At 66.2% G+C, this 19,189-nt stretch carries 25 protein-coding genes and 1 tRNA gene; 9 read left to right on the forward strand and 17 right to left on the reverse strand.

Annotated features, from left to right (window positions below; all coding sequences use genetic code 11):
- Nucleotides 1-43: 43 nt before the first annotated feature.
- Nucleotides 44-1,306 (forward strand): DUF445 domain-containing protein, encoded by a 1,263-nt coding sequence (locus tag VIL42_02830; protein ID HEY8591783.1) that lies wholly within the window; start codon nucleotides 44-46, stop codon nucleotides 1,304-1,306.
- The gene (locus VIL42_02835; protein ID HEY8591784.1) at nucleotides 1,303-2,067 is read left to right on the forward strand and encodes a GNAT family N-acetyltransferase; all 765 of its coding nucleotides are present in this window, start codon (nucleotides 1,303-1,305) and stop codon (nucleotides 2,065-2,067) included. The genes VIL42_02830 and VIL42_02835 overlap by 4 nt, the downstream gene beginning before the upstream one ends.
- Here VIL42_02835 and murA read toward each other — a convergent pair.
- The 3 genes from murA to VIL42_02850 all read right to left on the reverse strand — a co-directional run bounded on the left by murA (nucleotide 2,064) and on the right by VIL42_02850 (nucleotide 4,601).
- Entirely contained in the window at nucleotides 2,064-3,347 is a 1,284-nt protein-coding gene (murA, locus tag VIL42_02840; protein HEY8591785.1) for a UDP-N-acetylglucosamine 1-carboxyvinyltransferase, read from the reverse strand. The two genes, VIL42_02835 and murA, sit on opposite strands and share 4 nt — an antisense overlap.
- A 44-nt stretch (nucleotides 3,348-3,391) precedes the next feature.
- Nucleotides 3,392-3,721 carry an ATP-dependent Clp protease adapter ClpS gene (clpS, locus tag VIL42_02845; protein HEY8591786.1) on the reverse strand — a complete coding sequence of 110 codons (330 nt, stop codon included), beginning with the start codon at nucleotides 3,719-3,721 and terminating at the stop codon, nucleotides 3,392-3,394.
- A gap of 157 nt (nucleotides 3,722-3,878) precedes the next feature.
- Nucleotides 3,879-4,601, reverse strand: coding sequence for a phasin family protein (locus VIL42_02850; protein HEY8591787.1), 723 nt, complete (start codon nucleotides 4,599-4,601; stop codon nucleotides 3,879-3,881).
- Nucleotides 4,602-4,723: 122 nt separating this feature from the next.
- On the opposite strand from VIL42_02850, the gene gmk reads away from it, so the two are divergent.
- A complete protein-coding gene (gene gmk, locus VIL42_02855) occupies nucleotides 4,724-5,374 on the forward strand; it encodes a guanylate kinase (protein HEY8591788.1) in 651 nt (216 codons plus the stop codon).
- Between the two features lie 37 nt (nucleotides 5,375-5,411).
- On the opposite strand, the gene VIL42_02860 is transcribed toward gmk, so the two are convergent.
- Genes VIL42_02860 through VIL42_02885 form a run of 6 tightly spaced genes read right to left on the reverse strand, consistent with a single transcriptional unit; the run spans nucleotide 5,412 to nucleotide 9,163 of the window.
- Complete coding sequence (locus VIL42_02860; protein HEY8591789.1) at nucleotides 5,412-6,104, reverse strand: ATP12 family protein; 693 nt, start codon at nucleotides 6,102-6,104, stop codon at nucleotides 5,412-5,414.
- Nucleotides 6,101-6,334: a hypothetical protein gene (locus tag VIL42_02865; GenBank protein ID HEY8591790.1), complete on the reverse strand. Its 234-nt coding sequence runs from the start codon at nucleotides 6,332-6,334 to the stop codon at nucleotides 6,101-6,103. The genes VIL42_02860 and VIL42_02865 overlap by 4 nt, the downstream gene beginning before the upstream one ends.
- Entirely contained in the window at nucleotides 6,327-6,992 is a 666-nt protein-coding gene (locus VIL42_02870; GenBank protein ID HEY8591791.1) for an HAD-IA family hydrolase, read from the reverse strand. The genes VIL42_02865 and VIL42_02870 overlap by 8 nt, the downstream gene beginning before the upstream one ends.
- A complete protein-coding gene (locus VIL42_02875; protein ID HEY8591792.1) occupies nucleotides 6,989-8,104 on the reverse strand; it encodes an RluA family pseudouridine synthase in 1,116 nt (371 codons plus the stop codon). The genes VIL42_02870 and VIL42_02875 overlap by 4 nt, the downstream gene beginning before the upstream one ends.
- A 20-nt stretch (nucleotides 8,105-8,124) precedes the next feature.
- On the reverse strand, nucleotides 8,125-8,493 hold the full coding sequence (locus tag VIL42_02880) for a ribose-phosphate pyrophosphokinase (protein ID HEY8591793.1): 369 nt from the start codon (nucleotides 8,491-8,493) through the stop codon (nucleotides 8,125-8,127).
- 10 nt (nucleotides 8,494-8,503) lie between these two features.
- Nucleotides 8,504-9,163, reverse strand: coding sequence for a DUF4893 domain-containing protein (locus tag VIL42_02885; GenBank protein HEY8591794.1), 660 nt, complete (start codon nucleotides 9,161-9,163; stop codon nucleotides 8,504-8,506).
- Between the two features lie 148 nt (nucleotides 9,164-9,311).
- Here VIL42_02885 and rarD point away from each other — a divergent pair, with 148 nt between their 5' ends.
- From rarD to wecB, 4 genes are all read left to right on the forward strand, one after another.
- On the forward strand, nucleotides 9,312-10,238 hold the full coding sequence (rarD, locus tag VIL42_02890; protein ID HEY8591795.1) for an EamA family transporter RarD: 927 nt from the start codon (nucleotides 9,312-9,314) through the stop codon (nucleotides 10,236-10,238).
- Nucleotides 10,239-10,253: 15 nt separating this feature from the next.
- Nucleotides 10,254-10,475, forward strand: a complete 222-nt coding sequence (locus tag VIL42_02895; GenBank protein HEY8591796.1) for a hypothetical protein — start codon at nucleotides 10,254-10,256, stop codon at nucleotides 10,473-10,475.
- A 43-nt stretch (nucleotides 10,476-10,518) separates the two neighbouring features.
- The gene (locus VIL42_02900) at nucleotides 10,519-10,800 is read left to right on the forward strand and encodes an ETC complex I subunit (GenBank protein ID HEY8591797.1); all 282 of its coding nucleotides are present in this window, start codon (nucleotides 10,519-10,521) and stop codon (nucleotides 10,798-10,800) included.
- 95 nt (nucleotides 10,801-10,895) lie between these two features.
- A complete protein-coding gene (gene wecB / locus VIL42_02905) occupies nucleotides 10,896-12,017 on the forward strand; it encodes a UDP-N-acetylglucosamine 2-epimerase (non-hydrolyzing) (GenBank protein ID HEY8591798.1) in 1,122 nt (373 codons plus the stop codon).
- On the opposite strand, the gene VIL42_02910 is transcribed toward wecB, so the two are convergent.
- The 7 genes from VIL42_02910 to VIL42_02940 form a co-directional block, all read right to left on the reverse strand.
- A tRNA-Glu gene (locus VIL42_02910) sits at nucleotides 12,012-12,087 on the reverse strand. The genes wecB and VIL42_02910 overlap by 6 nt on opposite strands.
- Before the next feature lie 78 nt (nucleotides 12,088-12,165).
- Nucleotides 12,166-13,551 (reverse strand): hypothetical protein, encoded by a 1,386-nt coding sequence (locus tag VIL42_02915; GenBank protein HEY8591799.1) that lies wholly within the window; start codon nucleotides 13,549-13,551, stop codon nucleotides 12,166-12,168.
- A gap of 60 nt (nucleotides 13,552-13,611) precedes the next feature.
- Entirely contained in the window at nucleotides 13,612-13,827 is a 216-nt protein-coding gene (locus VIL42_02920) for a hypothetical protein (protein HEY8591800.1), read from the reverse strand.
- Nucleotides 13,828-13,866: 39 nt separating this feature from the next.
- Nucleotides 13,867-14,193: a hypothetical protein gene (locus VIL42_02925; protein ID HEY8591801.1), complete on the reverse strand. Its 327-nt coding sequence runs from the start codon at nucleotides 14,191-14,193 to the stop codon at nucleotides 13,867-13,869.
- 17 nt (nucleotides 14,194-14,210) lie between these two features.
- Complete coding sequence (locus tag VIL42_02930) at nucleotides 14,211-14,960, reverse strand: glutaredoxin (protein HEY8591802.1); 750 nt, start codon at nucleotides 14,958-14,960, stop codon at nucleotides 14,211-14,213.
- A gap of 88 nt (nucleotides 14,961-15,048) precedes the next feature.
- Nucleotides 15,049-15,357: a hypothetical protein gene (locus VIL42_02935; GenBank protein ID HEY8591803.1), complete on the reverse strand. Its 309-nt coding sequence runs from the start codon at nucleotides 15,355-15,357 to the stop codon at nucleotides 15,049-15,051.
- Between the two features lie 33 nt (nucleotides 15,358-15,390).
- The gene (locus VIL42_02940) at nucleotides 15,391-15,888 is read right to left on the reverse strand and encodes a DNA-deoxyinosine glycosylase (protein HEY8591804.1); all 498 of its coding nucleotides are present in this window, start codon (nucleotides 15,886-15,888) and stop codon (nucleotides 15,391-15,393) included.
- 23 nt (nucleotides 15,889-15,911) lie between these two features.
- On the opposite strand from VIL42_02940, the gene VIL42_02945 reads away from it, so the two are divergent.
- The gene (locus VIL42_02945; GenBank protein HEY8591805.1) at nucleotides 15,912-17,081 is read left to right on the forward strand and encodes a glycosyltransferase family 1 protein; all 1,170 of its coding nucleotides are present in this window, start codon (nucleotides 15,912-15,914) and stop codon (nucleotides 17,079-17,081) included.
- A gap of 5 nt (nucleotides 17,082-17,086) precedes the next feature.
- On the opposite strand, the gene VIL42_02950 is transcribed toward VIL42_02945, so the two are convergent.
- The gene (locus VIL42_02950; protein HEY8591806.1) at nucleotides 17,087-17,716 is read right to left on the reverse strand and encodes a PadR family transcriptional regulator; all 630 of its coding nucleotides are present in this window, start codon (nucleotides 17,714-17,716) and stop codon (nucleotides 17,087-17,089) included.
- A gap of 99 nt (nucleotides 17,717-17,815) precedes the next feature.
- On the opposite strand from VIL42_02950, the gene VIL42_02955 reads away from it, so the two are divergent.
- The gene (locus VIL42_02955) at nucleotides 17,816-19,156 is read left to right on the forward strand and encodes a replication-associated recombination protein A (protein HEY8591807.1); all 1,341 of its coding nucleotides are present in this window, start codon (nucleotides 17,816-17,818) and stop codon (nucleotides 19,154-19,156) included.
- Nucleotides 19,157-19,189 lie beyond the last annotated feature (33 nt).

The raw sequence follows: 19,189 nt of genomic DNA on the forward strand, positions 1-19,189 counted from the left end.
CCGGCGGAGTGAACCCGAACGCCGGCTCGTCTATTGAGCCGGTATGAGGGTGGCGAACGGCGCATTGTCTCGCTTCAATCCTGCGCAACCCGGCGCACGCGGGATGAAGATCGTGGCGACCGGCCTATTGGTCGTGATGGCGGCGGTATTCGTCGCGGCCCGCGGGCTCGAGGCACAGCATCCGTGGCTCGGCTATGTGAAGGCCTTTGCCGAGGCGGCGATGGTCGGCGGGCTTGCCGACTGGTTCGCGGTGACGGCCTTGTTCCGCCACCCGCTCGGCCTGCCGATCCCCCATACGGCCATCATCCCGCGTAACAAGGACCGGATCGGCGAGACTCTCGCCTCCTTCATCCGTGACAATTTCCTGATCCCGCGCGTGGTCGCGCGGCGCATGCAGCGGCTCGATGTCGCCGCCGCCGCAGGGCGCTTCCTGCAGACACCTGCGGGTGAAGGCACCCGCATCCGCGCCGGCGCATCGCGGCTGATCGGCGACGTGTTCGAAAGCCTCGACGACGAACGCCTCGGCGGCATCGTCAAAAGCGCGGTCAGCACGCGCCTGCGCAATACCGAAGTGTCGCCGCTACTCGGCCATGCGCTCGCTTCTGCGATCAACGATGACCGCCATGTGCCGATGCTAGAGGCCGGCATTCGCTGGATGGCGCGGGCGCTCGAGGCCAATGAGCAGCTGATCCGGGAGATGGTGCACAAGAAGGCCAATTGGGTGCTCAAGCTCGCGGCGCTCGACACCAAGCTCGCCGACGCGATCATCGATGGGCTGCGCAAGCTCACGGCCGAAATGTCGACCGATCCTGCTCATCCTGTGCGGATCAAGGTCGAAGAAGCGCTCGCGCAGCTCGCTAACGACCTTCAGACCAAGCCGGAGACCCAGGCCAAGGTCGAGGCGATGAAAGAGCAGCTGCTCGACAACCGTTCGGTCGGCCTGTGGATCGACGCGATCTGGCAGCGCGGCCGCGAGGCGATCGTGCGCGCCGCCCGCAATCCCGACGCGGTGCTCGCCGGCAAGTTGGGCGAAGTGCTGAAGTCGATGGGCACCACGCTCGAGAAAGATCCCGGCATTCGCCGCGCGATCAACCAGTTCGCCCGCCGCGCGATCGTCGGCATGGCGGCCAGCTATGGCGGGTCGATCGTGAAGCTGGTGTCGGAAACCATCCGCAGCTGGGATGCCCGGACCGTAACCGCGCGGCTCGAAGCCGCAGTCGGCCGCGACCTCCAGTACATCCGCATCAACGGTACCCTGGTCGGCGGCCTGGTCGGCTTGATCCTGCACTTGCTCGACAGCCTATGAGCGACACCGACGACCTTGCCGATGCCGCGCGCAACCGTGGCCTGAAGCTCGTCCGCTCCCGTGTCCGCACCCCCACCAAGCGCCGCTTCGGCAAAGTCGGGCTAACCGACAGAACCGACAAGCCGGTGTTCGGCATGGATGCGAAGGGTCCGACCGCGAAGCCGGAAGAGGTCGAAGCCTACTTACGCAAGCTCAACATGCAGGACTGGGGCGCGTCGCTCGACGTTGCCGCGCCGCAGCGGAAACGCACGGGCAAGAAGCCGGCGCGTGTTCGCGAAGCGGCGAACGACGAGCCAGTCGTCGAGCCGAAGCCGAAGCCGAAACCCAAGCCGCCGCCAACACCGGAAGTGCGCGCCGCCAAGCCGGCGGATGCGAAAGCACTTGTCGAGCTCATCGGCCTCCTCGGTCATGACGTCGACGAGAGCGCTGTTCGCAAGAACGTCGCCGCTCTGTCGAAACTGGGCGAAGCGCCGCTAGTGGCCACTTTAGAACGCAAGGTGGTCGGTCTCTGCGGCGTTCACCGCATGGTCGTGCCCCACCGCTCGGCGCCGGTCGGCCGCATCACGATCCTGGTCGTCGCCGAGCATGTTCGCGAAAAGAAGATCGGCCGAATGCTCGTCGAAGCGGCCGAAGCGTGGATGCGCGATCAGGGCTGCAGCCTTGCCGAAGTCACCAGCAACGACCGCCTGAGCGCGGCCCACAGCTTCTACCGGCACATGGGTTACGAGCGGACCAGCATCCGCATGAAAAAAGAGCTCTAGCCGGTCGAGCGCCGCTCGATCGTAGCGCCGACCGCGGAAAGCTTCTCTTCGAGCCGTTCGTAGCCGCGGTCGAGGTGATAGACCCGCAGCACTTCAGTCTCGCCCTCCGCGGCAAGCCCGGCAAGCACCAGGCTCATCGAGGCGCGAAGGTCGGTGGCCATGACGGTGGCGCCGGTCAGCTTGTCGACTCCGTGGACGATGGCCGAGCGGCCGTGGATGTCGACGTCGGCGCCCATGCGTCGCAGCTCCGGTACGTGCATGTAGCGGTTCTCGAAGATCGTCTCCTCAAGGAAGCTGTCGCCGCGCGCGAGGCACAGCATGGCCATGAACTGCGCCTGCATGTCGGTCGCAAAGCCAGGAAAGGGCGAGGTCGAAAGCGCCAGCGGCTTGAGGCCGCCGTCGGCGCTGACCTTGATCCCTCGATTATGGAACTCGAAGATCAGCCCGCATTGCGCGAGCGCGTTCACCGTCGCGCGCATGTCGTCGGGCCGAGCGCCGATAAGGTCGATCGAACCGCCGGTGATCCCGGCCGCGCAGGCATAGCTGCCGGCCTCGATCCGATCGGGCATCACCGCATATTCGCAGCCATGAAGACCCTCGACCCCGTCGATGATCAGGTGGGACGAACCGATGCCCTGGATCTTCGCGCCCATCGCCACGAGCAGGTTGCACAGATCGACGATCTCCGGCTCGCGCGCCGCATTGAACAGCTGCGAACGGCCGGTTGCGAGCACTGCCGCCATCAATGCATTTTCGGTCGCGCCTACCGACACGACGGGAAAGCTGAAATCGCCGCCCGAGATGCGGCCCTTGGGCGCGCTCGCCTTCACATAGCCGGCGGCAAGCTCGATCTCGGCGCCCATGCATTCCAGGGCCCTCAGGTGCAGGTCGATGGGGCGATCGCCGATCGCGCAGCCGCCCGGCAGCGATACGGTCGACTCGCCCATCCGCGCCAGCATCGGGCCGAGCACCAGCACCGAGGCGCGCATCTTGCGGACCATGTCGTACGGGGCGACCGTCGAGACGACCTCGTCGGCGCACAAAGTCATCCGCCGGCCGTATTCGCCTTTCTTGACGCCTGCGACGCTGGTCGAAACGCCGAGCTGGTTCAGCAAATGGCTGAAGGTGTCGACGTCGGCGAGCCGCGGCAAATTGGTGAGTGTCAGCTGCTCCTCGGTTAGGAGCGCGCAGGGCATGAGCGTAAGCGCGGCATTCTTCGCGCCGCTGATCGGGATTTCGCCTTCAAGCCGGGCCCCGCCCTTGATCCAGATGCTGTCCACCGGCGCCGTTTAGCGTGTGCCACCCGGCAGGCAAGCAGCAGCCGCTACGCCTTCTCCAGCGTGCACTGCAGCGGGTGCTGGTTCTCCCGAGCGAAGTCGATGACCTGGCTGACCTTCGTCTCGGCGACTTCATAGGTGTAGACGCCGCATACGGCCACGCCCTGCTGGTGAACCTGAAGCATCACCCGCGTCGCATCCTCGATCCCCATCGAGAAGAATCGCTGCAGCACGAGCACGACGAACTCCATCGGCGTGTAGTCGTCGTTGAGCATCAGCACCTTGTAGTTCGACGGCTTCTTGGTCTTCGGGCGCGTGCGCGTCGCGACTCCGGTCTGGAGATCGTCGTGGCCATCGTCGTTGGGGCCCGTGGCCATGCTGATCGGTTCGAAGCTCATCTGGCTCTAAAATATGGCAAGCCGCCGAACAGCGGCAAGCCCGTGCGCTAACGCCAGAGCGTTAAAAAAGAGGCGGCCGCCCCACAAAATGGAGCGGCCGCCCGAGTCCGTTACCTAATCCGAGGAGGGGAGAGGGTCAGGCAACGAAGCTGTTGAAGCGCTCGGCGTTCGCCGTGGCGCGGTTGGAAAGCGGCTGGAACGCTTCGCCGGCGAGCTTGACCATCGATTCGGTCAGCTTCGAGGTCTCGGCGACCATGCGGTCGAACGACGAGCGGGCGAAATCGCTCTGCAGCTGCAGATATTCGGTCGGCGACTTGGCTTCGGCGAGAAGGCGGATCGCATCAGCGGTCTGCTCGACACCGTCGCGGCTCGACGCAACCACGTCCTGGCCGAGCGAGCGGGCGCCTTCAGCGGCAACGCGGCCGGCTTCGACGATCGCTTCGACGTTCGAACGGGCGAGGTCGGCGAACTCTTCCGCGACCTTCTGGCTGCGCTTGGCAAGTTCCTGGCTGCGCTCGTTCGCGTCGGCGAACAGCGACTGGAAGGGCGCGAACGCCGGCACGGCCTGGAAGCCGTTGAAGAAGTTGTTGTTGTTCACGGTTTCGATTCCTTCATTGGCGACGCGAGCCGTCTTGCGGGCCGCAGTCTTGGTCTTGCGCGCGGTGCGACGCGCAGCGGTCTTCTGCTCGGCGGCCGCACGCTTTACGCGGCGGGTCGTCTTGGCGCGCTCGCGCTTGGCGACCTTCGCGCTTTCGCTGGCGACGGTCTTCGCCGTTGCGGCGACAGCCTCGGCAACCTTCGCCGGAGCTTCGGCGGCGGCCTTCGCCTCGTTGTTGGTCGTGTTGTTGGTGTCTGCCACGTCTTCCTCCAAATTTGTTGCACTGCACAATATACATTGCGCCGCACCATTTCAAGGGCTGATTTGTGCACCGCAGCATCTCGTCGCTTGACGGCCACCGCTTGCCCGAAGCAAGAGCGGCCATGGACCTTGTCGACCTGCCGACCCGCCAGCGCCGCGGGCTCCTGATCGTCCTCTCCTCGCCGTCTGGCGCGGGCAAGACCACCATCTCGCGGATGCTGCTCGAGGCCGACCCTGAAGTGTCGATGTCGATTTCAGCAACGACCCGCCCGATGCGCCCGCGCGAGCAGCAGAACGTCGACTATCATTTCGTCGACGACGCCGAGTTCGACCGCCTGATCAGGGACCAGGAATTGGTGGAATGGGCGACGGTGTTCGGACACCGCTACGGCACGCCCAAGGCGCCCGTGAAAGCGGCGCTGAAGGCCGGGCGCGACATCATGTTCGACATCGACTGGCAGGGCGCACGGCAGCTCGAGCCCGACTTCGGCGAGCATTTGGTCACCATCTTCCTGTTGCCGCCGTCGATGGACGAACTCGAGCGCCGGCTGCGAGCCCGCGGCACCGACTCGGCGGAAGTGATCGCCGACCGCATGCGCCGCGCCGCCGACGAGATCAGCCATTGGGCCGAATATGAATATGTGCTCGTGAATGACGACATGGACCGCTGCCTCGAGCGCGTCCGCGCGATCGTCACCGCAGAGCGGGCGAAACGAACGAGCCAGGCTGGACTAGTCGGCTTCGTGCGGGACCTGATCGGCCCCCAGCATTAGCCGCATGCCAGGATGCCCCGGGGGGATGCTGGACCGGCTAATCAAGGAGTTCAAGGAACCTCGCTGCGGCCATGAAGTCGCGGCGGCGGTTTTCCAGCGCGGCTTCCGCCTCAGCGTCCGCCCCCCATTGTTCTAGCTGCCAGCGGTCGTCCACCGTGACGGCTTCCCACGCCGCTTCGGCGCTCATCGCTTTCTCGACGACGGCAAGCGCTGCGACCAGCGACCCGCCGATCGTCACCAGCGGCGAGAGCGCAGCCAGCCGAAAGCCGTCGAGCGTGCCGATGGCACGACTCAGCCGCGTTACCGTCGCGCTCGGCTGCGCGACGTGGACAATGCCGCAGGTGGTCGCGAAATCGATGTCGTAGCGCCGCCGAGCCCAGCCGAGCAGCGCGTCCCAGCTTTCCTCCTGCCGGCTCACGAGTCCGCGCGGCCCTTCGGCCCGGTAGCAGGCGAGATCGGCTTCGGCATAGCGCGCGAGCCCGGCAGCGAACGCATCCCTGTCCGGCGCCACGCGGTCGATGGCGGCATTGGCGAGGCCGGTCAGCGGCATGGCGCGCGGATCGACCGTCTCCTCGACACCGCGCCACTCGTCGGCAATCGCTCCAGCCAAGCCCTCGGTCGGCGCGAGCAACGGCGCGCGTGCGGGCGTCCGTACAGGACGGCCATCGAGGTGAACGGCCCAGCCGCCGTCCTCACGCTCAACGCCGACATCTTTCCAGAATCGCTTCATCGACGGCGTGCGTCTTCCTGATCCCATGCGCGCTTGAGCAGCCGCGGCGCGAACAAGGCGTCGATCACGCCAAGGATGGCGACGATCGCCCCGACCTGTGGCCAGCCGCCTTCGCGGACCAGGTCCGTGTAGATGATCGCGATTCCCAGCATGAACACGGCAAGCCCGCCCGCGCGCACCAGCGAGTAGAGCAGCAGCCGTTTGCGCCAGAGCGCGTCGTCTTCAGCCATCGACATGTTCCTTGACCAGCGTGAGCACTTCGATCGGCCGCTGAGCGACGGCAACGGCGCCCGCCGCGAGCAATTCATCCGCCGGATGATAGCCCCAGCCGGCGCCGATGCCCCTGGCCCCGGCATTCACCGCCATCGCCATGTCGAAGCTGGTGTCGCCGACGACGATGCTTGTCTCCGGCGACGCGCCGGCATCCGCGATCGCCTGGTCGACCATCGACCGGTGGGGTTTCGACGGGTGCCGGTCGCTGGTCTGCAGCGACACGAAGCGCGCGTGGATGTCGTGGCTTTCAAGGCAATGCTTGAGCCCGCGATCCGACTTGCCCGTTGCCACCGCCAGCAGCCAGCCGTCGCTCTCCAGCGCATCGAGGAGGTCGAGGACGCCCTCGTAAAGCGGCTCCTCCACCTGCCCGGCTGCCCGCAGGTTCCAGAAGGCCCGTTTATAGTCTTCGGCCAAAGCGACGTGCTGCGCCGCGCTCGCATCCGGCAGCAAGGCTGCCATCGCCTCGTTGAGGCTGAGACCGATGATCCGGCTGGACACCTCGGGCGGCGGAAGCTCCAGCCCATTTTCTTCGAACGCGGTCTTGAGAGCGCGGTAGATGGTGCGGCCGCTGTCGACGAGCGTGCCGTCGCAGTCGAAGATGGCGACGCGGTTCATCGCCGCTTCGGCTTCGACTTCGATTGTGGCTGAGCCCCACGCGAGCGCCGCTCGCCCCGGCGCTCTCGCCTCTTGTCCTTGGCGATGGCCACCGCCTTGCGCTTCTTTGCCTCGCGCGTCGGCTCCGGCTTCTGGTCCAGGGGCATGAAGTCGCCGGTCATCTGGCTGAAACCCAGAGTCTCGAGACTTTCTGCAAAATGGGGTGGAAGGTCGGCGGTGACGTCGATCTTGCCGCCTTCGACGGCATCGATGCGGATGCTCCGCGCATGGAGGTGAAGCTTGCGGCTGACGCCGCCGGTCAGGAACGCGTCCTGGCCGCCATATTTGGCGTCGCCCACGATCGGGTGGCCCATCGCCGCCATGTGCGCGCGAAGCTGGTGCGTGCGGCCGGTCAGCGGCTGCAGCTCGACCCAAGCCGTGCGGTTGCCCGCGCGATCGATCACGCGCCAGCGGGTCTTGGCGGGCAGCCCATGTTCCTCGCTGATGTGCATCTTCTCGCCGCCGGTGCCCGGCTGCTTGGCGAGCGGCGCATCGATCAGCCCCTCTTCCCCTGACACGTCGCCGACCACCAGCGCCCAATAGACCTTGCGCGCCGTGCGCCCCGAAAAAGCTCGGGAGAAATGGGCCGCCGCACGCGCGCTGCGGGCGACCAGCAAGGCGCCGGACGTGTCCTTGTCGAGCCGGTGCACGAGCTTCGGCCGCGCGCCCTCATCGTCGGCAAGCCCGTCGAGCAGTCGGTCGAGGTGCTGCGTTGTCTTGGTGCCGCCCTGCGTCGCAAGGCCCGGAGGCTTGTTGAGCACGAAAGCATGGCGGTCGCGGTAGATCACCATGTCGCGGACGAGCTGCTCTTCCTCGGCCGTCAGCACTTCGCGCTGCCGCTGCGGACGCGCCGTTCGCGCGGGCTGCGCCTCGGGCGGCGGCACCCGGATCTCCTGCCCGGCCTCGAGCCGGTCGCCCGGCAGGGCCCGCTTGCCGGCCACCCGCAACTGCCCCGTCCGTGCCCAGCGCGAGACGATGTTGAAGCTGACGTCCGGCATGTGCCGCTTGAACCAGCGGTCGAGGCGAATGCCGTCGTCGTCCTCGCTGACGGTGAAAGTGCGTCCTTCGCTCACGCGGCGCCGATTAGCCGAAGCTAAGCCTCTCGTCCCGCCCAATATTTGAACGCCCGCCCCTGGATCTTGCGGATCAGCTTGGCGGCCGCGGGACCTTCCCACAGCCCCTTGTAATCATGCTTCTTCGCGCCGCCGATCCACCAGCCCTGCCCCGGCAGGCCGTCGGACTGGCGCACGACCAGTACCGCTAGCTCCGGCTCGCCGCGCGCTTCCGCTTCATCATCAACATAGGTGAGCACCTTGCACAGCGCCCGCATCTTGGGCCGCGTGAATGCGTGGCCGAGTAGCCCGAGCACTTCGGAATAGCTGATCGCCTCGCCGGCGCGCGCCGAGGCAATGAGGATTGCCCGCACCTCGGCCGGGTCGGCGAGCAGCCCTGCTTCGCTCACGCTTACTCGCTCACTGGGGCTGCTGGGCGAAGTCCACCGGCGTCAGCTCGAAAACCTGGAGCTTCGATGTGGCTTGCGGCCACGGGATGACGAGGCGCCAGCGGAAGGCGCCGATCCGCTCGACGACGCCGGCCATGTCGCGCTTCGGATTGTCGCCATAGGCAAGGGGCTGCTCCTCGTCGCCGAGCGCAAGGCTGCCGAGGAAGATCATCCGCGTTTCGTCGTCATCTTCCCAAAGACGGCCGACCGGGCGCTGGCTGCCGGTCTGCTTGACGATGGTTAGCTGCCCGCTTTCGACCTCGACATAGCAGAAGAAGGGCTTGAAGCTTTCGAATGCCCTGCCCTTTGCGGTCGCCTTGCCGAGCGTGATCAGCCGGCAATTGTAGCTGCCGGGCGTTGGGTCGGGCTTGGCCAGCGCGCCACGCGGAAGGAGCAATTTTCCTTCCTTGCGAACCTCGCCGGGATTGCTCCGTTTCGCCTCGGCGAGCGCTTCCTGCCAGGCGAGTCCAAGCCGATCGAGCCGGTTCTCGTCCTGCGTGGTCGCAACGCTTTTCCAGACTTCCGCCTTGAGCGGCGCGCCGACCTCGACGCTGGGACTGACGCCCGGCGGAAGCTTCTTACCCGCGCAGCCTGCGAGGAGTGCAAGCGCCACCAGGGCGCTCAGCCTCATTGCTCCGCTTCCCTGCCTCGCCAATGAGATGATCGACCTCCCCGTTCCGCTTGCGTCACTAACTGACACCTGGCTCATTCGGTTTCAACCAAGCGGCCGGTCACCACGATCTTTCACCCGGCGCTCACCGCCGCTAGGCGGGCGCGCGATGAACAAGCCCGCCGAAGCAGCCGAAGCAGCCGCAGCCGACCGTCACGCCCGCGGCGGCTTTGCGCTCGGACTGAGCGCCTACGCTTTGTGGGGCGTGCTTCCGTTCTATTTCAAAGCGCTCGGCGGCATCCCGGCCGTCGACATCGTCGCTCATCGCATCCTGTGGTCCCTCCCGGTGCTTGCCGCTTTGCTTGCCGTTGGCTCAGGCTGGAGCAACGTGCGTGCCGCACTCGCTCGCCCGGCTACCCTGGCCCTGCTCTTCGTCACCGCTATCCTGATCGGGGCCAACTGGCTGCTTTACGTTTATGCGGTGACCAGCGGCCACATCCTGGCGGCAAGCTTCGGCTATTATCTGAACCCGCTCGCCAACGTGCTCCTCGGCCGCTTCGTGTTGGGTGAGAGACTTTCGCGCATGCAGTGGGCGGCCGTTGCGATCGCCGCGGCGGGCATCAGCGTCCTCGCCGCGGGCGCGCTTGCGCAGCTGTGGCTCAGCCTCTCGATGTGCGTCAGCTTCGCGCTGTACGGCCTGATTCGGAAGATCGTCCCGACCGATGCGGTCACCGGCCTCGCGATTGAAACGACAATGCTGCTTCCGCTCGCCGCCGCCTGGCTCGGCTGGATGGCCATATTCTCGCATCCGGTGTTCGGCGCCAGCTGGGAAGACACCGCCTTGCTGCTGATCGCCGGCGTGGTTTCCACGACCCCGCTTCTCCTGTTCACCGCGGCGGCCAAGCGCCTCCCTTATTCGACTTTGGGCATGCTCCAGTTCCTCGCGCCGACGCTCCAGTTCCTGATGGCCGTGCTTCTCTATGGCGAGCCCTTCACCACCGCTCACGCAATCGCTTTCCCGGCTATCTGGACCGCGCTCGTGCTGTACGTCATCGCGCTGGTCCGTGCGCCGCGCCTCCCGCAAGCGCCGGAGTGATGGTAAGGCGCGCGCATGTTCAACCTCGTCTCGATCATCATCGGCGTCGTCGCGCTCCTCTGTGCGCTCGTCGCCTTCATCCCGCTGCTCGGCTGGGCCAACTGGCTGATCATCCCGCTGGCAGTGGTCGGTGGCGCCATCGGCATCATCTCGCGCGGGACAACCGGGCGGAACCTCAACTTGTTCGTGATCCTGATCGCGGTCGTGCGCCTGTCGCTCGGCGGTGGGATCTTCTGACTTCGCTTGATTTGATGGCGGCACTTTGCCACCTGCAGCGGCGATGACCGTAGCCCGCATTTCCGAGCAGGAGCGCAAGAGCACTCAGTCCGGCCGCGCCAATGCCGGCAAGTGGGTGCTCGAGTTCGAACGGCAGGAGCCGCTTCGCCCCGATCCGCTGACCGGCTGGAACGGGTCGGGCGATACCAACCCTCAAGTGCGGCTCGCCTTTTCGACGAAGGAAGCGGCGGTCGCCTACTGCGAGAAGCACGGGCTCCACTATCACCTCGTGCCCGCCGCGCCGGTGCGGCTGAAACTGCAGGCCTACGCCGACAACTTCCGCTGAGGCGCGCAGCCCGGCTTGAACTCACTCCATAGTGGAGGCAAACTGCCCCTGCCGAGCTAGGGGGACGTCTGCGTGTCGCGGATATACGGCTAGTCATCGGCACCAGGCCCGAGGCGATCAAGCTCGAGCCGCTCGCCAAGGCGTTGGCGGCCGCCGGCCTCCCGCCGTCGATCATCTTCACCGGCCAGCACGCAACGTTGCGGGCGGAAGATCATGGTCTCGAGGCGTTCGCGAGCATCCATCTCGGCTGCTCGGGCCAGCGGGACCCGCATCGTCATGTGCGCGCGGTCACGGCGGCAATGCTGGCGAAATTCGCGCCGCGCCCAGATCTCGTCATCGTCCAAGGCGACACCTCGACTGCTCTTGGCGGGGCCCTTGCGGCGTTCACAGCGGGCGTTCCGGTGGCGCATGTCGAGGCCGGACTTCGCACACACGACCCGCAGCTGCCTTGGCCTGAGGAAGAATATCGGGTTGCGATCGACGCTAAGGCGCACCTGCTGTTCGCCCCGACCGCCGGATCGGCCGCCAACCTCCGGGCTGAAGGCGTTCCGGGATCAATCCATGAAACCGGCAATATTGGGATCGACGCCCTGCTAGCCGCGGAAAGACGCCTGCCGCCGCTCGGCCTTTGCGAGCGCACGAAGCCGCGTCTTCTCGTCACCTGCCACCGCCGGGAAAGCTGGGGCGAGGGCCTGCAGTCGATCGCCGCGGCCGTGGTTGCCCTCACCTCGGACGGCGGCTGCGACGCACAGTTCATCCTTCACCCGAACCCCGCGGTTCGGGCGCGCATGGAGGCACTGCTTCGCGACCGCTCCGGAATCGAGCTCCTTGAGCCATGCGCCCATCTTGAGCTGCTCCGCCTCCTTCGCGATGCCGACCTGGTGCTCAGCGATTCCGGCGGCATCCAGGAGGAAGCGCCGGCGCTCGGCGTCCCCTTGCTGGTGCTTCGCGACAAGACCGAGCGGCCGGAAGGTGTCGCGTCGGGCAATTGCCGGCTTGTCGGCACCTCGACTGAGCGGATAGTCGGGGAAGCGCGCACGCTGCTCCGCGATCCGCTCGTCCGCGCCGCCATGAGCCGCCGCGCCCTCCCCTACGGCGACGGCCGAGCCGCGCCCCGCATAGCGGCGATCATTCGCGAATGGCTGACCGCCGGCAGTCCCGCCCAGGCCTATGTCGGAGCGTTGATCGAGAAAATGAATGCCGCGAAGCGGTGGTGACCCCTACGGGACTCGAACCCGTGTTTTCGCCGTGAGAGGGCGACGTCCTAGACCGCTAGACGAAGGGGCCACTTGCGCGGAAGGGCGGCCATATGTGGGCTGATCGACCGCTAGTCAATCGCGCCGTCGCCGCCCCTCCGCTGCTTGATCAATGCAGCTTGAGCCTCACGAAGGCCATCGCGCCGGTCGGATTGTGGCCGCCATAGGCAGGGGCCAATGCGTCGGGCACGAAGTTTACCGAGAACAGCCCGCCGGCACCGATCGACAGATGGTCGGCAATGCGGAAGTCGCGGACCGCGCCCAGCGACACCTTGCCGACGCGATAGGCAGGGCCGTGCTCGTCGGCGGCGACCAACTCGCGATTCTCCGTGACCTCGCCGCGGCCGAACATTGTCCATGGTCCGTGCTTGACCGACGCTTCCGCGACGAAGGCATCGTCCTTCAGCGCCTCACCATGGTGCTCGATGGTCTTGCGGCCCCAGGCGAGCGTACCCGCCAGCTTCCAGCCGGGCGCCACCTCGCGCGCATAGAGCAGGCTGGCCGACCACCGCTTTTGGTCGACCCCCGGCTCCAGCTGTTCCGGGTCGACGAACTTGCCCCAGCTTCCTTGCAGCGACAGCTCGTTGGTCGGGTTCCACGACAGCCGCACCGCGGTCGAGTCGAGCTTGCCGGTCTCGATGTCGTAGCGATGCTCGTCGGGCTCGCGGCCATTGAAGCGGCTCACTTCCAGCTTCACCCTATCCACCACGATGCCGGCGGTCAGGACGCCGAAACTGATGTGCGTCGAATCGAGCCAGTGGTGGCTGATCGGCGCTTCCGGCGAATCCATGATCGCCTCGCGGTGCATGAATGCCGGCGGCCCGAAGGCCGACTCGCCGGGGAGTCCGCCGTAAAGGAAGATGCTGCTCTTGCGCCCGATGTTCTGCGACACGGATGCGGACAGCTCCATAAATAGGTCGTGCGGGTGCTGGCGGTCGATCAGCCGGTCCTCGCCATTCGCCGTCTCGCCGCTGGCAAGGAGCAGCGGATAGCCGCTCTTCCCCATCAAGGGATCGGGGCTGAGGCTCGCCCGCAGCTGCAGTGTTCCATTGCCGAGCGGCCGCCGGGCCATGCCCATCAGCATGCCGCTGGCGAACAGCTTCTCGTCACCACGCGGACCGGACTGACGGTCGGCGACCAGGTTGAGGACGCCGTGTCCCATCAGCGTCCAGTCGCCGGACGTGGTCATCGCGCCCATGTGCTCGCTGTTGTCAGGCTGCCAGGCAGTGCCCGAAGCTTCGCGCTCCATTGGGTAGCCGCCAAGCGCGCCGCTCATCTGGTGAGAGGCATGAGCTCCTTCGGCCGTGCCATGGTTCATCTTGTGATGGTCCATTGGGGTGGCGGGGGTTTGCTGCTGCGGCTGCGGCTGCGGGGCAGCTTGGGGCGGCATGGTCATGTCAGGCGTTTGCTGGTGCTGGTGCTGGTGCTGCGCCAGCGCGGGCGCGGCGGTCACCAGCGCGACAGCGCTGACCGCCGTACGGAATACGGTTTTCACGGTTTCTTCTCCGGGGATCGCCGGCGCCGCGGTTAAGGGCGGCGCCGGCGCGAGATTCAGCTAGTGGGCGCCGTGTTCGGCATGCTCGTCATGGCCGGCTTCATGCTTGGCCATGTCCTTGCAGCAGGCGCAGCAATCCATCTTCTTCTGCTCGCCTTTGCCGTCCACCGGCTTGTGCTGCATGTGCTGCATGTGGCCCTGCGGCTGCGGAGCCGGTGCCGGCGCCGCCTGCGGTGCTGCGGCGGCAAGGGCGACGGATGCGATCATGATGATCATTTTGAATTCTCCTGAAAGTGCGTGGATCCTGGTCGACGGTCAGGAGCGCTTCGGAGGTGGCGTGGCGGTTTCAGGCGCGAGGCTTGGCAGCTGTTCGGCAGTTTCCGGCCGCTCGGGCGTGCAGACCAGCGCCATGCCGGCGCTCGGCCGGGCATCTGCGGCAGGCAACGCCGCGGCGCAGGCCATGGTGCATTCGGCGAAGCCGCGATGCTGGTCCTTGGGTGCCTTGCGGTCCGGGCAATGCTCCATCGGCATCGCCGAAGCATTGTCCGCATGGTGCGGCACCGCGGCCGGTGCCGCTGACATCCCGAGGGGCATCAGCAGCACCGAAACCAGCAGCAGCAGTTGCGCCAGAACGGCTTTCATTTGAACAGCATAGCCGTTCACATCGACACCATCCAGAAGGCCATGGCGATCATCGCCAGATTTTCCGTCAGCGAGATGAAGCCCAAGGGCACGTTGCTCGATCCGCCGACGCACGCGCATTTGAGCTCGCGCTTGTCGATGTAGACGGCCTTGATCACGGACACTGCGCCGATCGTCCCGATGAATAAGGCGATCGCCGACGACAGCCAGTGAAGCACGTCGGCAATCATCAGGATGCCGGCGGCCGCTTCGGCGAACGCGTAGACGTAACCGTACGGGACCCAGCGCTTGGCGAGCAGGTCGTAGTTCAGGAACATGGTCGAGAAAGTCTCGATGTTCTGGAGCTTGAGCATCGCCAAGACGGTCATGCCGAAGGCGACGAACCACTGGAGCGTCCGCCGATTGAACAGCTGTCCGTCGACCGCAAAGGTGCCGGCGATCGCCATCAGCGCGCTGAGCCCGAACAGCACCAGCACCGGCGTGTAGCTGGTCGCCTTGGGATCGGCGACGCGCTTGCCAAGGAAGCGGCGGAGGTCGTCATAGCCGCCGACCCGCTGGCCGGCGATGAACACCTGGGGCGTCGTCGCGACCCCGTGCTCGGCCTTGAACGCGTCGGTTTCCTCACGCGTGCGGAGATGATGGTCTTCGACTTCGTAGCCGGATCGGCGCAGCAGGTCGCGCGCCTTCAGTCCGTACGGGCAGACATGGTGATCCATCACCATGCGATAGAGGACCGCCTTCTTCACTGCGGTCGGATGATTGGTCATGTCCGACATCTCACAACTCCTGGTGAACTCGTCGGAAGGCCATATAGGTTCCGTACCATGGTACGGTGTCAAGAGCCCCGTTTTCGGATCAGCCGTCCCGGTCGCGTTCGCTCAAGAAACGCATCAGCTCGGCAAGGGTCGATTCCATCTGGTCCTGCATCTGGCTGACCAGTTCGTTCTCGCGCATGCCGACATGGTCGAGCGGCTTTGAATAGCTGTCCGAAAAGGCGTGAAGGTCGTCGCGGTCGAACACGCCGCGGGCGACCAGCTTGGCGAGGATCACCAACAAGCCATTCGTATTCGCGATGGTGCCGGCGACCAGCGCCTCGTCGACCATGGACAGCCTCTTGTCGCTGTCCTCGACCTCTTCTTCAGGAGTAATCATCGGTTCGATCATGCATCCCTCTACGCGCCGCGCAAGCTTAAGCTCCTATGGCGCGACATATTCGCTGAGCACCGCCCACGCCGAGGATTTCTCGGCCAGCGGCCGGGTGTTCGCGGCGCTCGAAGACGGGAGGTCGATGAGCCGCAATCCGCTCGGCGGGACGCCGATCAGGCGCCGCCCCGCAGTGGCCGCCGTCGTCCCGTTGAAGGCGATTGCGCGCAGGTCCGGATAATCGCGGAGCAGATGGTCCACCCGGTTGTGCTCGGCTTCGCGGATCGCCTGGTCGAGGCTGCCCGGCCGCTTGGCGGCGGCGATCACGTCCCACAGGCCGATCCGGCGCCGGGCGAGCACCGCCAGCCGCTCGTCATAGCGAAGGCCGTGAAGTTCCTCCCCGATCGCATTGCCGAGGAGCCGCCAGAACTGGTTGGTCAGATGCGCGTAGTAGCGCTGGGCGTTGAGGGAGGCATCGCCCGGCAAGCTGCCGAGGATGAACAGGCGCGCGTCGCTCCGAGCGATCGGCGGCAACCCCACTTTGACGCTCAACCAGAACCTCCTAATAGGTCGCCGTGCAGCCGAGCGACCTCCGCGTGGCCCTCTTTTCGGGCAATTACAATTATGTGCGCGACGGCGCCAACCAGGCGCTCAACCGCCTTGTCGGCTACCTGCTCCGCCAGGGCGTGCACGTCCGGGTTTATTCTCCGACGGTCGACGAGCCCGCATTCCCCGCGACGGGCGATCTCGTCAGCGTGCCGTCGGTCCCGATCCCCGGCCGCGGCGAGTACCGTCTTCCGCTCGCGATCCCGTCGCGACTGAAACGCGACCTTGCTGCGTTCAACCCGAACGTGGTTCATGTCGCCAGCCCGGATATCGTGTCGCACCGCGCAATCAGCTGGGCGCGCAACCACAAGGTTGCCGCGGTCGCCTCCGTCCACACGCGCTTCGAAACCTATCTGTCCTACTACCGACTGCAATGGCTGGAGCCCGAGGTTCGCGCGATCCTGCGCCGCTTCTACTCACGCTGCGAAGTGGTGCTGGCGCCGGCGGAATCGACCGCTGCCATCCTCCGCGACCAGCGGATGAACCGCGACATCGAAATCTGGGCGCGCGGCATCGACCGCGAGCAGTTCAATCCCGGCCGCCGGGACATAGAGTGGCGGCGCTCGCTCGGTCTTGCCGACGGCGAGCTGGCAGTCGCCTTCCTCGGTCGGCTGGTGATGGAAAAAGGCCTCGACGTGTTCGCGGAGGCGATCCACTCGCTCGCCGCGCGCGGGATCAACCACAAGGTCGTGGTCATCGGCGAAGGGCCTGCCCGCTCCTGGTTCGAGGAGCAGCTGCCGGCCGCAATATTCACCGGTGAGCTGACCGGAGCGGAGCTTGCGCATGCGCTGGCAAGCACCGACGTGCTGCTCAACCCGTCGGTGACGGAGACCTTCGGCAACGTCACGCTCGAAGCCATGGCCTGCGGGCTGCCGGTCGTCGCCGCCGAGGCGAGCGGAACCACGAACATTGTCCGCGACGGCGTCACCGGCACGCTCGTTGATGAATATGAGCCCGACGCCTTTGCGGATGCCCTGGCTGCTTATGCCAAGGATCCCGACCTTCGCCGCCGGCATGGCGAAGCAGGCCTCGCCTTTGCCGAAACCATGGATTGGGACAGGATCAATTCGGCGGTGATCCGCGCCTACAAGCACGCGATCGTCAAGCGCGAACGCCTTGCGCGGATCACCGGCCGCTAAGCGACTTACTTGACGCGCTCGATCCGCTGCGCGGCCTCGTCGAGGATCGCGGCAATCTCGTGCAGCAGATCGTCGTCGAGCCCGTCGCGACCGACGCGATGGCTGAGCGCGGTCATCAGGTTCTTCACGGCCCGTCCGATTGCCGGGCCCGCGGTCGGCCGCTCTCCGGGATCGAGCTCTTCGAGGCGGCCAATCAACTCCTCGACGTCAGCCTGATTTTCCTCGAGGTGCGCGCGGCCGGCATCGGTTACCTGGAAGGGCCTCCGGGCGCCTTCCCCTTCCGCTTCCTCGATCAGCCCCATGTCCTGGAGCAGCGTCAGCGTCGGGTAAACGACGCCGGGGCTGGGCCCATATTCGCCGCCGGTCAGCTCCTCGACGGCGCGGATCAGGTCGTATCCGTGGCGCGGCTGGTCGGCGATCAGCTTGAGGAGCACGAGCCGCAGCTCGCCGCTTTCGAACATCCGGCGGCGGCCCCGCCGGCCACGTCCGCCGCCGCCCGGCCCGTCGCCGATGTCGAAGTGGAACGGACCCCAATTTCCCTGCCACCCGCGGCCGCCGCGCATGGCCATCAGCCCTTCCGGAAAGCTGAAGTGGATGCGCCCGCGCGGCCCGCAGCTATGATCTCTTTGTCGCATAAAGACTCCTTCGTGATGCGTCTTAGATATATCTTAGAGCAGTCGCCAGCAAGCCTCCCCGTGCATTTTCCTGATCCGCGATTAAGGATCGCCCCCGCGATGGCCGACCTGTTTGCCGATCAGCCGATGTCCGATCCTGCCGATGAGGCACGTGCCGAGGCAGCGCCGCTCGCCGACCGGCTACGGCCGACATCTCTCGCCGAGGTGGTGGGACAGGAGCACTTGACCGGCCCCGAGGGTGCGATCGGCCGCATGGTGGCCGCCGGGCGCCTCGCGTCCATGATCCTGTGGGGCCCGCCGGGGACCGGCAAGACCAGCATCGCCCGCCTTCTCGCCGATGCCGTCGGCCTGCGCTTCGTCGCCGTGTCAGCGGTTTTCTCCGGAGTCGCCGACCTCAAGAAGATTTTCGCCGAGGCGAAGACCGCTGCGCGCGCCGGCCAGAAGACCTTGCTCTTCGTGGACGAGATCCACCGCTTCAACCGCGCCCAGCAGGACGGCTTCCTCCCTTATGTCGAGGACGGCACCGTCACGCTCGTCGGCGCCACCACCGAGAACCCGAGCTTCGAGATCAACGCCGCGCTGCTGTCACGCTGCCAGGTGCTGATTCTCCGCCGCCTCGACCACGCGGCGCTCGACGAGTTGGTCCGCCGAGCCGAAGCGCTCATCGAGCGGGACCTTCCCGTCACTCCGGAAGCGCGAGAAGCGCTGATCGCCAGCGCGGACGGCGACGGCCGCTTTCTGCTCAACCAGGTCGAGACATTGTTCTCGATCGCCATCGAACAGCCGCTCGGGCCTGCCGAGCTCAGCGAGCTCCTGAACCGCCGCGTCCCGGTCTACGACAAGGACCGGGAGGGTCACTACAACCTCATCTCGGCGCTTCACAAAAGCATCCGCGGCTCGGACCCGCAGGCAGCGCTCTATTATCTCGCGCGGATGATCGTCGCCGGGGAGGAGCCGCTGTACCTGCTGCGGCGGCTCACGCGTGCCGCCGTCGAGGACATCGGCATGGCCGACCCAAATGCGCTGCTGCAGTGCCTCGCGGCCAAGGAGATGTACGACTTCCTTGGCTCGCCGGAAGGCGAGATCGGCATCGCGCAGGCCTGCCTGTATCTCGCGACCGCTCCCAAATCGAATGCCGTCTATGCCGCGCAGAAGGCGGCGTGGCGCTCGGCGCAAGAGACCGGCTCGCTGATGCCGCCGATGCACATCCTCAACGCGCCGACCAAGCTGATGAAGAATGTCGGCTATGGCAAAGGCTATGCCTACGACCATGCGTCGGAAGAGGGCTTTTCAGGCCAGGACTATTGGCCGCAGGAGATGGAGGCGCAGACCTTCTACGAACCGACCGACCGCGGCTTCGAAGCGCGCGTGCGCGAGCGGCTCGCTTATTGGGAGCAGCGCCGAAAGGACCTGCAACAAAGTGCGCAGCAAAACGGTTAACCGCCAAGAGCCAAACAGGGAGCAACCGGCAGA

The organism is Sphingomicrobium sp., assembly GCA_036563485.1.
Taxonomy (GTDB): Bacteria; Pseudomonadota; Alphaproteobacteria; order Sphingomonadales; family Sphingomonadaceae; genus Sphingomicrobium.

Bases quoted from the DNA above. Each gene is read 5' to 3' on its own strand.
- VIL42_02930 (HEY8591802.1), bottom strand. From the start codon at position 14,960: ATGACCAATCATCCGACCGCAGTGAAGAAGGCGGTCCTCTATCGCATG.
- VIL42_02870 (HEY8591791.1), bottom strand. From the start codon at position 6,992: ATGAACCGCGTCGCCATCTTCGACTGCGACGGCACGCTCGTCGACAGC.
- VIL42_02900 (HEY8591797.1), top strand. From the start codon at position 10,519: ATGACCGTAGCCCGCATTTCCGAGCAGGAGCGCAAGAGCACTCAGTCC.
- VIL42_02920 (HEY8591800.1), bottom strand. From the start codon at position 13,827: ATGATCATCATGATCGCATCCGTCGCCCTTGCCGCCGCAGCACCGCAG.
- VIL42_02835 (HEY8591784.1), top strand. From the start codon at position 1,303: ATGAGCGACACCGACGACCTTGCCGATGCCGCGCGCAACCGTGGCCTG.
- VIL42_02895 (HEY8591796.1), top strand. From the start codon at position 10,254: ATGTTCAACCTCGTCTCGATCATCATCGGCGTCGTCGCGCTCCTCTGT.
- VIL42_02865 (HEY8591790.1), bottom strand. From the start codon at position 6,334: ATGGCTGAAGACGACGCGCTCTGGCGCAAACGGCTGCTGCTCTACTCG.
- rarD (HEY8591795.1), top strand. From the start codon at position 9,312: ATGAACAAGCCCGCCGAAGCAGCCGAAGCAGCCGCAGCCGACCGTCAC.
- VIL42_02955 (HEY8591807.1), top strand. From the start codon at position 17,816: ATGGCCGACCTGTTTGCCGATCAGCCGATGTCCGATCCTGCCGATGAG.
- VIL42_02950 (HEY8591806.1), bottom strand. From the start codon at position 17,716: ATGCGACAAAGAGATCATAGCTGCGGGCCGCGCGGGCGCATCCACTTC.
- VIL42_02860 (HEY8591789.1), bottom strand. From the start codon at position 6,104: ATGAAGCGATTCTGGAAAGATGTCGGCGTTGAGCGTGAGGACGGCGGC.
- VIL42_02830 (HEY8591783.1), top strand. From the start codon at position 44: ATGAGGGTGGCGAACGGCGCATTGTCTCGCTTCAATCCTGCGCAACCC.
- VIL42_02885 (HEY8591794.1), bottom strand. From the start codon at position 9,163: ATGAGGCTGAGCGCCCTGGTGGCGCTTGCACTCCTCGCAGGCTGCGCG.
- VIL42_02935 (HEY8591803.1), bottom strand. From the start codon at position 15,357: ATGATCGAACCGATGATTACTCCTGAAGAAGAGGTCGAGGACAGCGAC.
- gmk (HEY8591788.1), top strand. From the start codon at position 4,724: ATGGACCTTGTCGACCTGCCGACCCGCCAGCGCCGCGGGCTCCTGATC.
- clpS (HEY8591786.1), bottom strand. From the start codon at position 3,721: ATGGCCACGGGCCCCAACGACGATGGCCACGACGATCTCCAGACCGGA.
- VIL42_02925 (HEY8591801.1), bottom strand. From the start codon at position 14,193: ATGAAAGCCGTTCTGGCGCAACTGCTGCTGCTGGTTTCGGTGCTGCTG.